The sequence below is a fragment of the Sutcliffiella horikoshii genome (genome assembly GCF_021991925.1).
In the GTDB taxonomy this organism is placed as follows: domain Bacteria; phylum Bacillota; class Bacilli; order Bacillales; family Bacillaceae_I; genus Sutcliffiella_A; species Sutcliffiella_A horikoshii_F.
In genome coordinates this window covers 102,671-116,607 of the sequence record NZ_RXZI01000008.1, presented here as the reverse complement: position 1 = coordinate 116,607, position 13,937 = coordinate 102,671, and the positions used below count along the sequence as shown (strand labels likewise).

The window sequence follows — 13,937 nt, the reverse complement described above, 5'->3', positions numbered from 1 at the left end:
TCCTACATCTATCATACAAAATATCTGGAGGAAATCACATTGGAAATGAACACAAAATGGAATTTGAGAGAATTAATCCTGTTACTCTTGATGGCACTCGTTTTCGTACCGATCTTTATTGAGTTCTGGTTACACCGATTTTTACTGCAAGCGTTCGAGAACACACTCTACGCAGGCACCATGACTGGTTTCATCATGTCCATTATCTTCACACTTAGTGTATACCTGATTGCCCTCAAACCACATCAATTGGGCTGGGAGGAAGTCGGCCTCCGCTCCTTTAGGAAAAGCTATTGGAAATGGATCCCGGTGTGGACCGGGGTATTGATTGTTTCTAGTATTCTACTGTTAATTGTGATGGACATTTTTGGAATCGGCGTCGACAACAGCAAGACCGAATCCTTGAAAGAGCAGATCACCTGGTTCACATTCACCATCGCCTTTCTTTCCGCCGCCGGTGTTTCCCCCATCTATGAGGAAATCTTTTATCGAGGATTTTTATATAAGTGGTTACGCGGCAGGTGGGGTGTGTGGGCTGGTTTAATAGGGAGTTCCCTCATTTTCACCGTGGTTCACATCCCGACCTATAACACCCTGCCGGTCAACTTTATTTCTGGGATGATTTTTGCGTGGACCTATGAGAAATCTGGTTCCGTTATTCCGGCGATGATTATTCATGGAGTATTTAATGGGCTGGCGGTGATGTTGACGGTGGTGGGATGAGGGGACAGCACGACGGTCCAGCCCATGAGTTGAGGAAGGACTTTTGTCGAAAACGGTCGAATGGCATTTATATTGCCTAAAGTGGTTGATAAATTCGAAAGTTGGTTGATAAACCACAAAAAGTGGTTGATAAATTCATGAGTTGGTTGATAAACCACAAAAAGTGGTTGATAAATTCATGAGTTGGTTGATAAATCACCTCGTCGCCTCCACTCAAAACAAAAGGAGCCACTCATCTTGGCTCCTTTTATACTTTCACGACCTCCCGACCACCAACTTCCACGCTTTTCCGCGAAAATACGACCACATAAACCGAAGCGACCATGAGTAACCCTGCCAGAATGGAAAAACACAACAGAATCTGCCCCATGGAAACCAGCCCTGTGAACAACCCCAACAACACAATTCGCAATAAAAGCCCAACTGCTCTCAACAAACCATCGACCCTTCCGATGATCTCATTTGGAATCCGCTCCATCATGAAGGCATTCCGCGCAACCCTTGCCCCACTGTTTCCGATGGCGATGAATAACATCATGATGAGATAGCCCCCAACAGACAGATACACCATCACAAATAGAGCTATCGTAAAGAGAACCATGGCTGCTGCAATTAGCTTCTCATCCTCGAATTTCCTGGCGGCAATCGGAACAAAAATCCCAGCCAGCACAGCCCCCAATCCATATACCATCCCCTGGATCCCGTATATATTCCCCTCTACTTTCAACACATCTGCCAAATAGACCGGGAACAGATAATTGGTGAGCATCACACCGATAAACGGCAAGGATGAAGCCAGCAGAAACAGGAACACACCTGGTTTGCTTTTCATAAAATCAATGGCCGCGGATGCAGTCACCTTTGACCCTACGGAAGGTACTCTGTCAGAAGGCTTCCTCAAATAAGGAATTTTCACGAAAAAGTAAACGGCAAGTGCGTACGTAAAGACATCTAAAAGTAAAATGTAATGCAGATCCCATTTCAATAAAAGAATACTGGCAATAGCACCAGCAAGCATGCTTGATAACTGCCCCTGAACCTCCATTGTGCCATTCAGGACCTTAAATTGATTTTTATGAAATAGTTCCTGATTTAAAGCAAACATCGTCGGGTAAAAAATCGTGTAATAAAGACTCCCAATCATGTAAATGACGATGTAATGCCAAAGCTCATAATCCATCCCAATGAACCCGATTCCTGAAAAAATAGCCAAAGCGATGAGACTGATCACCTTACTGCTTACAATCATTTTCTTCCTAGAAATTTTATCAATTAAATAACCCAAGTATGGCGTAAGCACGAAGTTGATGATTGTCATGCATATGGCCACATAGCCAAACACTTCATTCCCATTCTCGCTCGTCACCAACAGCCACGGTATCGCAATCATCGTGATCCCGCTCCCAATCGCTGATGCCACATTTGCCAAAATAATAAACCGAAACCTTCTATCCCTATATAAACTGTTCATTGCTGGTCTCCCTCTCCACTTTTGATACTTTAATCATAGATGAAGAAGAAATTGGCAACATTCATCAAAGGAATGAAGTTTGATTACTGCTTTTTGTTGGGAGAGTTACGACTTTAGATGTAGGAGGATAATTCCTTCACACTTACCGTCCAAATTACACCCAATACAAGCAAAGCTATAAAACCCAAACAAAAAACGACTCCGTCAATAAACTGCGAAGTCGCACATAGAAATGGAGACAGGCACACCGGACCCCAATTGGATCAGCGTGCTCTCCCTAATATCAACCGTTAAGCATCTATCATGATTAAAAAGATAAAAAATGAAATAAATAATAATGCGGCATATAAAAGCATCAACAGACGCGCTACAAACCAATTGAAACGATCATAAATAAACATTGCTACAAAATACGTTAATCCCAAAAGTGTTAAAATGAACAAAGATCCTAAGCAATCCGAGTACTTACACAACCCGTCAAATAACCTGTCACTTGCACTTCTGCTAATTAAATAGAAGAGAGCAAAGAAAAAATTAATAAATATAAATGTCCCAATTACAAAATAAATAGTTTCGATAAAGTTCATTTATTATCTGGCATCCTTTATTCTATTGACGTTCAAAACCAGATTCATTTTACCAATCCGCTAACTTGTTTAGAATAGGTGTTAAGATTTATATTTAGCCAGCTCATACTTCAATGTCTGTAACTTTCCTCCCAGACTCTCACACAAAGTTTCACGTCTTGACTCATTTTTCAAAAAAACGGTACCCCGCCTCCACCTGCAAAGTACCATCTTTTTTAATTCCCTTTATCCAGTTTAGAATACATTCTAAGTAGACTTATTACTCTCCATAATTCACTTGCCAATGCACACCAAACTTATCCGTCACTTGGCCGTAAAGCTTGCTCCAGAAGGTTTCTTGCAGTTCCATATCTACCTTGCCGCCATCTTTTAATTGCTCAAACCACGATTTCAAATCATCCATGTTGTGGCTTACCAGAGCCAATGTGACATTGTTGCCTTGGATATATTCCTGCCCCGGGAAGGTATCAGAGAACATGACATTGCTTCCGTCAACGGAAAGGCGGGTATGCATGATGCGTTCTTTGGCCTCCGCTGGAAGTGGGTAATCGGGATGCTGTGGGCTTTCCCCAAACGTCATAATCTGCGGTGTTTCTGTTTGAAAAACCTTCGCATAAAATTCGACTGCTTCCCTACAATTTCCGTCAAATACAAGATAAACATCTACTGACATCATCTTCACCCCAAGTATTTAATATGTACAACTTTATTTTATCCGAATGTTCTAATAATAGACACTGGTAAAAAGCACTTTTTTATTAAAAATCTATCTTCTCTATTAAATACCCGAACCTTTTTACTAGACTTCCATAGAATAGTAGAAGAGAGAGAGGTGAATAGTTGAAAATTTCCAAACCAGCGACCTCGTTGAAATCTTCGGCCAAAACACCGTCAACGAAAACATCGCACTAGACATAGAAATCCGTGACTCCGCCAGGTCCACCATCTATCTGGGCATTTAAGGTTTCGTAAGGATAGCCTCCGACCCATCTCCTCCTTAAAAAAGGACGGCACTTCCGCTTCCATAACTTTATGGAGCATACGTGCCGTCCTTTTCCTATTTCTTCACTTTCTTTAGAGAATCAGAATATAGTTAGTTCATCCCATTCCATTCCCCTTGATTCTTGGACGCCTTTTCTTCCTTGGCTTTTTCTTTGTGAGCTTTATTAGCAGCCGCACTGCCCATTTCTTTGGAGAACTCCGAATCCGTCTGACTGGAGTCGAATCCCTTTTTATTTTTTTGTTCAGCGTCCGTCTTGCCATTACGTTTTGCCATTACTAATCCCTCCTTTTCCATTCTTAGTATGAAAAAGAAGAAAAGATATATGCATTACCTGTCAAAAATTAATAAGCGAAAACGCATGGAACAAAAATCGTCCTTATGGCCCTAGAAAATAATACCCAATGGCCATGATCCAAAAGAAGCTGAAGGTCATGATAAAATTTAGTATCGCCAAGAAATAATGCTTGCCCACAAGTCCTAATGCAAGGCCGATTGGTCCTATTAGGAAGGTCAACATCCAAAAGGGACTAGCAACCTCCAGCAACACATTTGGCACCCAAAGAATCACACATACAACAAAACAAATCAGGGCCGCAAACTTGAGCGCTTTTTTACTCAACTTATGATCACTCCACTCCAAAATTAATTGAACAACCTGGCGCTAACGGATCCCTCCACCTACCATTCCATAAGATACTATATATTCCCTTTTGTTCGTTTTATGCCGTGCACCTTACAATTGGCTGCTAAAGAACTATGGAAGCTGCAACTTCTCTATCAACCTAAGGACTTCCGCATCTTCCCCCGGCTCTACATACACAAGTTCCTTGTTAGCCAAAATGGTCTCCATGTCTTCACGAACTTTCTCTTTATCTAAATCCTTTGGCGGGGCCATGCCACCATACCAGCGGCGTGGAATCTCGTAAACATAAATCGTCCCGTCCCCGTTTCCACTATATGTAACGATTCCATCTACTAATCTGCTACCTGTTATCTGAATCACATCCTCCGGGTAAGTAACCTCTATATCACCTTCCGGATCTAGCTTTGTCCCAGCAGGAATCTGTTCTACATATAATCCATCTACGTCCTGATTAGGTCCCAGCTGCATCCAAACTCGAGCATACTCGATTTGTTCACTGGAGTAGTCGGATAAGGGGGATTGGTCCTCCCTTTCAGACTCTGCTTCATTCCTATCACTGTGTTGAGGCTCTTCTTCTGATGCCTCCTCCTTTTCATGCCCGGTTGTACCCTCATTCGCTGCTTCATTTTCTGATTCACCAACAGTTGGTGCACCAGTATTGTTGGCATTCTCGTTTACATCCGTAGCGCAGCCTGCAAGCATACTCATGGCAACGCTAAAATAAAGAATGGCCTTCCACTTCTTCATATAATTTAGCCCCTCCTATTTTAAAAACAATTAACCTATCATACTTCTACATTTTTCCACATTCCTCCACCTAGAACAAGGTCTTTGCTTGTAAATAAGATCCACCTCCCTCCCCGTTCTATTCACCGTCCACCTCACATACGCTTTGTAACGACATCACGTTGCATATTACATCTGGAGGTGCAGGATGGAACAGCTTAAGAAGAGCGGGACCTTTGGATATTGGATTGGTTTCTGGATATTGGTAGGGTGCTGGGTGATTTCTTTTTTGATGAGTGGATTGGTTGAACCACTTCCCATGCTACTATTCCGACTTACCCTAAACGGAATCGCAGTCCTTTACTTTCTTTTCTATTACCTTTTTCAAACTCTCCATCAATACAGGTTGGCGCGGAGGCGCCGTACACAGATCATCGTCCTATTTAATGGCAAGGAGAGTATACTGGAAGGCTAAAGGGAGAGGCACCTTGACCCACTGGGTCGAAGTGCCCCTCCCTTTGACCTTGTGCAACTTATTTGCAAGCCTCCCATTCATATACCATAGGGCAAAAAGGTTGCTCTAGACCCACTCGATTGCTGCTTGCTATTATATGTAAGTGCAAATCAGGGAGGAAAACCATGGAACAAGAAAAATATAATAACCTTAAATTAGGGGAACGCGGAGCAATCATCAGCATTGTCGCATACATATGTCTGTCCATTTTAAAGCTAGTGGTTGGTTTTATGACCAATTCAGCTGCCTTGAAGGCGGATGGACTCAACAATACAACCGATATCATCGCATCTCTCGCAGTGCTTATAGGACTCAAACTTTCGCAGAGACCTCCAGATAAAGATCATGGCTATGGCCATTGGAAAAGTGAGACCATCGCTGCCATGATCGCTTCTTTTATTATGGCCGTAGTCGGCATTCAAGTCGTTTTAGATGCTTTCCGCTCCATGTTTGAAGGTGGCAAGGAAGCGCCAAATGTGTTGGCAGCCTATGTTGCTTTGTTTTCCGCTGTCGTCATGTATTTGGTATACCGTTATAACAAAAAGCTTGCGCTGAAAATAAACAGTAAGTCCGTGATGGCCGCGGCAAAAGATAATATCTCCGACGCCTGGGTAAGTATCGGGGCGGCAATCGGAATAGTCGGCTCGCAGCTTGGTATGCCTTGGTTGGATACCTTGACAGCCATCCTTGTTGGACTATTGATAGTTAAAACCGCATGGGGAATTTTTCGTGAAGCTTCGCATGAGCTATCTGATGGGTTTGATGAAAAGAAAATACAACACTATGAGTCTATCATCACCCAGCTCCCTGGGGTAAAAGGTGTAAAGGAGATACGCGGTCGTAACTACGGAAACAACGAAGTCATCGATGTCGTCATCCTTGTAAAATCCACACTGGACATTGTAGAAGCACATGATATCGCAACCCGTGTAGAAACGATTTTGATGTTGGAGCACGGTGTTCATGATGTTCATGTACATGTGGAGCCGAATTGATTACTTACCCTCTCATATTTCTAGGCTCTTACCAAGACAAAGACAGTTCCCCCCTATAAAGGGAACTGTCTTTTATACTCTACAGAGGGTTAGTCTTTAAAACTTCCTCGCACTTACTGGAAGTAATAAAATAGCGAATAAGTGTTTCTTGCTCAAAGGTTTTTCCTGCAGAGTCCTTGTATTCAATCTTAACTGCATCAGCTGAACCAGTATCAGGGGAAGTGGAAGTTAAGGCAAATACAAGATTCCATTTATCATTTGGTTGAATTTTCGCATCAACCGCTTCAATTCGATCATCCCAATTCTCCGGCAGTGGAAATTCTGGGGTGTCTGTTGGTGGCCACTCACCAAATCCTAGAAGCGCTTCATCAGGGTTGAGCTTTACCAGAACCGCCTCTTTAAGTTCCAGGCCATCAGCATTTACCAAAGAGATATCAGTAATTGTGATTTCCCCTTCTCCCTCATGAATGAGAAATGTATCCCCAAACATTCTGCTCACTCCATCCCCTCCAGGTACACAGTCCATTCCCGGTGTCTCGCCAAGATTCAAACTGCTTCCGACTGGATTTGAGTTCGTGCATCCACTGATGAATAAAAGGAAGGTGAGCAATAAGAGGGACTTTACTCGAATCATAACGACCTCATCACCAAGCGTTTCGGGGACCCATTTGGTTTATCATGTGTACCGCATAGTCTGCCAGCGGTTTTAAATACATATTCTATTTTGGCATTCGTTGTGTAGCCGGTTTGGCTGGACAAGTCAATGCCAATTGCTCCGCTAAGCTTAGCGCCATTAGACCATGTTATAGTTTTTGTACTCGCCTTTTCTCCGCCACTTCCAGCCGATCTGTATGGTACACAGTAACTACTGGATGTGGAAGGAACACTTACGCTTCGATGATTCGTTCCCCCTTCATGTTTAATTGGCCTCACAGACCAAGAAAAACTTGGGCCTGGGCTACGAGTTGTCGTGCAATATTTTCCATATGAGAAGTACGTATCCAGATGACGTGACGTGGCTGACGTGTACCAAGGCCACGTAGTCGTATTGCTTCTTGATCTGGTAACTGTACCACTTGAACTAAACGATCCATATTTACCAGAAGCGGAAATACCGACACCCAAAGTACTTGAAGCACTTCCAGAATACGTAAATTTCATATTCTTTCCACTTGTTGCAGTATGAATGGAGCCTACATTCACCAATCGATCTCCTAAATTTTGAACCAATTTAGTACCTGTGGTTGGACAGCCATTTGAAAAGTCTGCTGGTAATGAAGTATTTCCCACTTCTGTGTAAAGTCCCGTATCCATTTCAGAGACTACTTCTTCTCCTTCTACTGTGGAAGCTGACGGATTGTTCAATTGCAAATTAACACCGATTGAATTGACTATCTTACCAGTAGTGTGGTCAACTTGCGCTCCAAAAGGATTATTTTCACTGTCCTTTTGTGTGGGTTCGATACTAAAGCTATAGGTTACCGTTCCTGACTCTGTCCAAGCAACGATGTCGACATCCATCGTTCCGTCTTCAGACCATAAATCAGATATGTCTATACTTGGGTCAATACTAAGCTTAAAATATCCATTCGAATCTGTTACGGTTTTAGCAATCGGAACGAGTTCAAACGTGTCACCTTCTTTCATCGAACCAAGTTTCTCTGAACTAGGCCATGCCTGAAGATACACAGCAGCATTTTTCGCTGCTTGTCCCCCGCCATAGTCCAAGATCTGACCAGTAACAACTGGGGTGATATCTAGGTTTCTCGTGTCCGCGACCTCTGTTAACCATCCTTCATACTCTGCTTTCTCCCCATTTGCTGGACTCTTTTCGCTTGCTGATACATTAAACGTTGTGCTCATCAACAAGACAATCACTAAAGACCATAATCCAAAAGCAACAGGAAACTTCTTTTTCATTTTCCAACCTCCTTATAATTTTTTTATATGTAAAATGACTCTTAGAAGCTTTATACAAGATTAGAAATATTTTACTTTATCTTACAGTAAATTAACAATAGTTATAATTAACTAAATATTCATAAAATTTACTTCTCAATGAGGAATATGTACTGGTTTTCGCGAAACATTAAGGGAACAAAGCATTCCTCCAGCAAATATAGGAGTATGGGGAGGTTCCCTTTTAAACAACTCCAAGTAAAATCAGGTCTTAAGATCATTAGTTAGAGACTTAAATTCCACCACAGAAGATAATTTTATCAAAGTAGACGGCTCGCCAAAAGGCAATGTAGCATCAATGAATTCCTCAAGTATCTTCACTGATTCCGCAACCACCTTCACTAAATAACTGTATTGGCCAGCCAGTCTATGGCACTCTATTACGATCGGATGCTCTTTGCAAAAATCCCTGAATTTCTTCCCTTGTTTTGTATCAAATAGAATGTAGGCTGTTACATTTTTATTTAGTTTTTCAGGGTCGATGATAGCCCTGTATCCTTTTATCACTTCTTTATCTTCAAGCTTTTTCACCCGCTCATTTGTTGCTGGGGTGGAAAGCCCAACCCTCTTTCCTAGTTCCGTCATGGATATCCTTGCATTTTCCTGAAGATGTTTAAGTATATTCTGATCTATCTCATCCAAGCTACTTCCCTCCACAGCCGTAAAAATTAAGGTAATTACCTTTTATTATAATAAAATAGCAGGCAACTTTTGCAGATAACCTTCAAAAGTTTATGTAAAGAAAACCATTCTCCCTATAAAATATAACTAACCTGAAGCAAGGGAGAGAATATCTAAAATGGAAATCTATCAAGCTACCTCAAAAGATCTAGAAGGCGTTTCACAATTATTTAACAAGTATCGCATTTTTTATAAGCAAATATCCGATCTAGAAGGGGCTAAAACCTTCATAAAAAGTCGTTTAGAAAACGAGGATTCGGTGATATTCGTTGCAAAAATAAGCGATGAAGACGTCGGATTCACCCAACTTTACCCTACCTTTTCATCCATCTCCATGAAAAGCGCATGGATATTAAATGATATGTTTGTAGATGCAAAAGCTAGAAATCAAGGAGTCGGAGAAAAGCTTTTACAAAAAGCACAGGATTTCGCCCGTGAGACTGATGCTAAAAGTATTACATTAGAAACTACCCCAGACAATGAAGGGGCACAGCGATTATATGAGAGAAATGGTTATAAGAAGGACGAGGAGTTTTATCATTATTATTTGGAACTTAAAGAGTGATTTTTGTCTCGTTTTTTTCCTGCCCACAGAAAAAGCGCAACACCCCATTGCGCTTTTTTCCGTCATATTTTTTTGGATGCTTTTATATTGCGATGAAAAGGACATTTCGATAGGGCAGTATCGTCATCATGTAGGTAATATTGCTTCCATTCATAGTTTTCCGGGTTACCGTAGCTGTTAAGGGCTGGGTGAATATCGATGCTATCGTAATTCTCCAACCTTTTTCGCACTTGCGATCTGATTTTTCGTGCATATTCTTCTTGCTTGCCGAATTTCTCCAACACCCATCTCGGGGTAATGGCAAGTAAGTAATCCTCTGAGTGCCTGCTTTTTCGATTTTTATGAGAGGGAGTTCCGCAATACATGAAATATCGTTCTCCATGATAACAAAATTCCCATAATGGATGATGCGGGTCGGTAGGGATTTGTGCCGGCCATTCTATTTCATCTATTTGGGCTAACACCTTCAGCTGTCTCCAAAACAGTTCTTCCCATTGATCTGTTGAAAGGGATTCTTTCACCTCAAAAGGAGTTTCAAAGAATACGAGCAGCGAGGTGTATGTTTCATATTTCTTGGCAGATTCCGTATAGAAAGCCAACAGTTCTCCCAGTTCTTCAATCGCTTTATCACTTCTTGGGTCCCCGGCAAAACCATAGCGAAACTGATTCATGGCAAATCCTTGTGTGGCAGGTATGCAAGGGAAAGGCATCTCTTTGTCTTTTATCTTAGCTTCAAACCTTTCCAGTGCCTTTCTCTGCCAAGGTGCTAACAATTTCATATCTGAAGGATCGTTTTGGTACAGTTTTTTCATCTCACTTACCTCCTAAAGCATATTTAGTATATTGAAAGCTAAAGGGATAGGTGAGTGTCCATCTTTTCATTTATTCTTTTTACAGAATAGTAAAAGCCCTGTTTGCACCTATAAAAGAATAGGGCAAACAGGGCCAGAATAACTTTGGTCATTAACAGGGGTGTCGCACTAAAATCCTTACTATTAATGAGAAGCACTCACCGATAGAATGCTAGTTGGCTGTACATCTAATGATAATACAGTTTCCACATTGTCATCCTTCACTAGCAATATTTTATTGTCAGCAGGATCCGTAACTAGAATACCTTCTTCCATCAACGCAATAGTCGGATAAACGGTACCATGTCCATGCCCTTCCACTATCTCAAATGCATCCACGACCTGCACCTCAGATTTGATTTCACCCTTTGCCAAATCAATCTGGTAAAGAACCCCGTCGATTCCGAGAACATATCCATCTCCCGTTCTACTAACAGCCATTGCACCGGCATAGCGCGTGCCGATGTCCATGGTTTGAAGGGACTTGTCGATTGTATTAATAATGGTGATATTGGTATTTAGTTCTGGGAAGTCCTTGCTGCTGTAGTTTCCTAACATATATAGGCTACCGTCGTCGCTCTTAATAGTACCCACACGTGCCTCTTCATCTGGCAGTGCTAGCTCCAGGCCTTCGTTGTCATGAGAAGAATAAAGAAAAACTTGCCCTTCACAGCCGAAAGCCACTATTTCATCTTCCTTTGATCCACTAGAAGCTTCTCCATGTAGACCAGGGCAAGAATCGAAGCGTGTTATTTCTTCCCCTTCTTTATCATAAATAATGATACCTTCTGGGAGCGTCTGAGGATCATGTTCATCTGTATAAGAAACGGCATAATTTCCGTTTGTTAGTGGGACCGCCACTCCATGATGTTCAATCCCAGGGATCGTTAATAGTGGGGTAGGTTTTGCATCTGTCTTTAGACTTTTGTTTGTATAGATTTCAGTAGATCCATCTCCATCATAAAAGATAGCTGTCTTATTACCGTGCCCGGTAAAATGGGTAGGTTTTTCACCATTTATGCTGTATGTAGATAAAGCTGGTTCTTCTGCATATGTATGGCCATGGTCCCCGTGTTCTTCTGTCCACACTCCTAGATCAAGAAGTTTGATCACCCCTTCTTCTCGATCATTTAGGAAGGCATGACGATGATCTGCTGCAAGCGCGATGGCACTTGTGCCTGTTTCCAACGTTTCCAAGATGGTAAAGTTACTGTCTGCAATTATGACGCCTCCATCATATCCAATTGCCACCCTTGTTCCGTCTACAACTTCATGGCTATCTTCTTCGTGATTGTGTTCATCGTCTTCTTCTGTTTGCTCTTCATTCACTTCCGTTTTGCTTTCTGATTCTGGTTTCTCTGAAGTTGTAGCGTTTCCACTACACCCTGCAACCAAAAACATAGCAAGTAATAACAAAATAAATACCTTTAAGTTATTCAATTTTTAATCCTCCATCCTTTAAATAGTAATCATTACGATTTGTATATTACCCTCCCCCGTTGGTTTCGTCAAGAGTTTTTAGGAACAGTCTTCTATCACCATTAATCGAAATTCTTAGGACATGAATGGGTCACGGTGCCTGTCCCCTGGACTCCCGCGTTTCCACCACACATGCTAAAAGCCTCATTTATCACCATTTACACAATTTTTACACAATTTTCAAACCACCTGATGTACGCTATTTAAGTAAGGAAGCAACCACGAGGAGGAGAAATGGTTTGAATCAATTTAACAAAAAAGTCAGAGGCTTATTTATTTTCCTATTTGCTTTTACCCTTGCATGCTCCCACGCCGTACCTGATAAGATGAGCGCTGCAGGTTCTGGCACTTGGAACTCTCCATTTACTGTCAGTCAAGCAAACGCCAATCAAAACGGTTCTACTCAGACTGTGGAAGGCTATGTGGTGGGACAGCCAACCGCAACCAATACAGTGGTTACGAGCAACTTCCCTAATGACTACGCATTAGCGTTAGCCGACAGCCCGTCTGAAACAAGCCCATCCAATATGATTTATGTTCAAATTCCATCTTCCTTCCGTTCAGGCTATGGATTGAAAAGCAACCCTGATCTAATGGAAAAAAAACTGAAGGTCACCGGTTCTTTAACCGCTTACTTCTCTCATTCAGGTGTTAGAGACGCTTCTGCATTTGAGGGTGTGGATGGAGGGACAACGGATCCTACTGACCCACCACCAAGCTACGGTGAATATTACAGTTCTGCAGAGGGTAAAACAGGATCCGAATTAAAACAAGCGCTGCACAACATCATCGACGATCACCAGACTCTGTCCTATAGTGCCGTATGGGATGCGTTGCGAAATACAGATGAAGACCCAGCAAACTCGAACAATGTTCTTTTACTGTATACCGGCCGTTCTCAATCCAAGGACACAAATGGGGGCGGAGTGGACGACTGGAACCGCGAGCACGTTTGGGCAAAATCCCATGGCGACTTCGGTACCACACAAGGGCCTGGAACAGACCTTCACCACCTGCGCCCAACGGATGTGACGGTAAACTCCTCCAGAGGAAATCTGGATTTTGATAACGGTGGAAGCCAGCATGCTGAAGCACCAGGAAACTATTATGACCATGATTCCTGGGAGCCGCGTGATGAAGTAAAAGGCGACGTAGCCCGCATGATCTTCTATATGGCGGTTCGCTATGAAGGAGACAGCGGGGAGCTAGATTTAGAGATTAATAATAACGTAAACAATGGCAGTGCCCCATACCACGGCAAACTGTCCGTCCTGCTAGAATGGCACGCCGAAGACCCGGTGGATGCAAGAGAAATCCGACGCAATAATATTATTTTTGAAAACTACCAAGGAAACCGCAACCCTTTCATCGACCACCCAGAATTTGCGGAGATGATTTGGTAGGGCGGTGTAGAGGGACGGAATTCTTTTGGGGTTCTGTTCTTTTTTATTGAGATGCTTTCGTTTAAGCAGTCAAGGTACTTTCTGCGCTTCAACTGCTTTTAGTGATTTTGGTTAGAAAAAATACAATTTTTTTATAGAAAAGAACCCTTTTTTCGCAGATAAAATTTAGTTCGGACATTTATCCTTTTGCTTCGGACAATTAAGCAGGTAAATAGTTAGGGGTTCGGACAAATCACAGCCACATTTGGTCAACTTTTGTCCACCTTCGGACACCCCAAAAATTCGTTCGGACAATTACCTCCAATCTTCGGTCAACTTTGCTGAAACTTCGGTCAAC

The 13,937-nt window shown here is 42.2% G+C and carries 15 protein-coding genes; 5 read left to right on the top strand and 10 right to left on the bottom strand.

Features of this window, described 5'->3' with window-relative positions; translation table 11 throughout:
* Nucleotides 1-45: 45 nt before the first annotated feature.
* On the top strand, nt 46-723 hold the full coding sequence (locus EKQ44_RS18000; RefSeq protein ID WP_237664976.1) for a CPBP family intramembrane glutamic endopeptidase: 678 nt from the start codon (nt 46-48) through the stop codon (nt 721-723).
* 247 nt (nt 724-970) lie between these two features.
* Here EKQ44_RS18000 and EKQ44_RS17995 read toward each other — a convergent pair whose 3' ends face one another.
* The 5 genes from EKQ44_RS17995 to EKQ44_RS17975 form a co-directional block, all read right to left on the bottom strand.
* On the bottom strand, nt 971-2,194 hold the full coding sequence (locus EKQ44_RS17995; protein WP_237664935.1) for an MFS transporter: 1,224 nt from the start codon (nt 2,192-2,194) through the stop codon (nt 971-973).
* Between the two features lie 846 nt (nt 2,195-3,040).
* Nucleotides 3,041-3,454: a VOC family protein gene (locus EKQ44_RS17990; RefSeq protein WP_237664975.1), complete on the bottom strand. Its 414-nt coding sequence runs from the start codon at nt 3,452-3,454 to the stop codon at nt 3,041-3,043.
* A 420-nt stretch (nt 3,455-3,874) separates the two neighbouring features.
* Complete coding sequence (locus tag EKQ44_RS17985) at nt 3,875-4,057, bottom strand: hypothetical protein (RefSeq protein ID WP_237664934.1); 183 nt, start codon at nt 4,055-4,057, stop codon at nt 3,875-3,877.
* Nucleotides 4,058-4,160: 103 nt separating this feature from the next.
* Nucleotides 4,161-4,403 carry a hypothetical protein gene (locus EKQ44_RS17980; RefSeq protein WP_237664933.1) on the bottom strand — a complete coding sequence of 81 codons (243 nt, stop codon included), beginning with the start codon at nt 4,401-4,403 and terminating at the stop codon, nt 4,161-4,163.
* 135 nt (nt 4,404-4,538) lie between these two features.
* Nucleotides 4,539-5,174, bottom strand: a complete 636-nt coding sequence (locus tag EKQ44_RS17975; protein ID WP_237664932.1) for a hypothetical protein — start codon at nt 5,172-5,174, stop codon at nt 4,539-4,541.
* Nucleotides 5,175-5,361: 187 nt separating this feature from the next.
* On the opposite strand from EKQ44_RS17975, the gene EKQ44_RS17970 reads away from it, so the two are divergent.
* Both EKQ44_RS17970 and EKQ44_RS17965 read left to right on the top strand, forming a co-directional pair.
* Nucleotides 5,362-5,628: a hypothetical protein gene (locus tag EKQ44_RS17970; protein WP_237664931.1), complete on the top strand. Its 267-nt coding sequence runs from the start codon at nt 5,362-5,364 to the stop codon at nt 5,626-5,628.
* 164 nt (nt 5,629-5,792) lie between these two features.
* The gene (locus EKQ44_RS17965; RefSeq protein WP_237664930.1) at nt 5,793-6,662 is read left to right on the top strand and encodes a cation diffusion facilitator family transporter; all 870 of its coding nucleotides are present in this window, start codon (nt 5,793-5,795) and stop codon (nt 6,660-6,662) included.
* A gap of 79 nt (nt 6,663-6,741) precedes the next feature.
* Here EKQ44_RS17965 and EKQ44_RS17960 read toward each other — a convergent pair whose 3' ends face one another.
* The 3 genes from EKQ44_RS17960 to EKQ44_RS17950 all read right to left on the bottom strand — a co-directional run bounded on the left by EKQ44_RS17960 (nt 6,742) and on the right by EKQ44_RS17950 (nt 9,263).
* Nucleotides 6,742-7,296: a hypothetical protein gene (locus tag EKQ44_RS17960; RefSeq protein ID WP_237664929.1), complete on the bottom strand. Its 555-nt coding sequence runs from the start codon at nt 7,294-7,296 to the stop codon at nt 6,742-6,744.
* On the bottom strand, nt 7,293-8,582 hold the full coding sequence (locus tag EKQ44_RS17955) for a hypothetical protein (RefSeq protein WP_237664928.1): 1,290 nt from the start codon (nt 8,580-8,582) through the stop codon (nt 7,293-7,295). The genes EKQ44_RS17960 and EKQ44_RS17955 overlap by 4 nt, the downstream gene beginning before the upstream one ends.
* A 243-nt stretch (nt 8,583-8,825) precedes the next feature.
* Nucleotides 8,826-9,263, bottom strand: coding sequence for an Lrp/AsnC family transcriptional regulator (locus tag EKQ44_RS17950; protein WP_237664927.1), 438 nt, complete (start codon nt 9,261-9,263; stop codon nt 8,826-8,828).
* Between the two features lie 157 nt (nt 9,264-9,420).
* On the opposite strand from EKQ44_RS17950, the gene EKQ44_RS17945 reads away from it, so the two are divergent.
* Nucleotides 9,421-9,867, top strand: a complete 447-nt coding sequence (locus EKQ44_RS17945; protein WP_237664926.1) for a GNAT family N-acetyltransferase — start codon at nt 9,421-9,423, stop codon at nt 9,865-9,867.
* Between the two features lie 62 nt (nt 9,868-9,929).
* Here the strand turns inward: EKQ44_RS17945 and EKQ44_RS17940 are convergent, their stop codons facing one another.
* Nucleotides 9,930-10,679 carry a YqcI/YcgG family protein gene (locus tag EKQ44_RS17940; RefSeq protein ID WP_237664925.1) on the bottom strand — a complete coding sequence of 250 codons (750 nt, stop codon included), beginning with the start codon at nt 10,677-10,679 and terminating at the stop codon, nt 9,930-9,932.
* A 183-nt stretch (nt 10,680-10,862) separates the two neighbouring features.
* Nucleotides 10,863-12,158: a hypothetical protein gene (locus tag EKQ44_RS17935; RefSeq protein WP_237664924.1), complete on the bottom strand. Its 1,296-nt coding sequence runs from the start codon at nt 12,156-12,158 to the stop codon at nt 10,863-10,865.
* Between the two features lie 365 nt (nt 12,159-12,523).
* On the opposite strand from EKQ44_RS17935, the gene EKQ44_RS17930 reads away from it, so the two are divergent.
* A complete protein-coding gene (locus tag EKQ44_RS17930) occupies nt 12,524-13,600 on the top strand; it encodes an endonuclease (RefSeq protein WP_237664974.1) in 1,077 nt (358 codons plus the stop codon).
* Nucleotides 13,601-13,937: the final 337 nt, after the last annotated feature.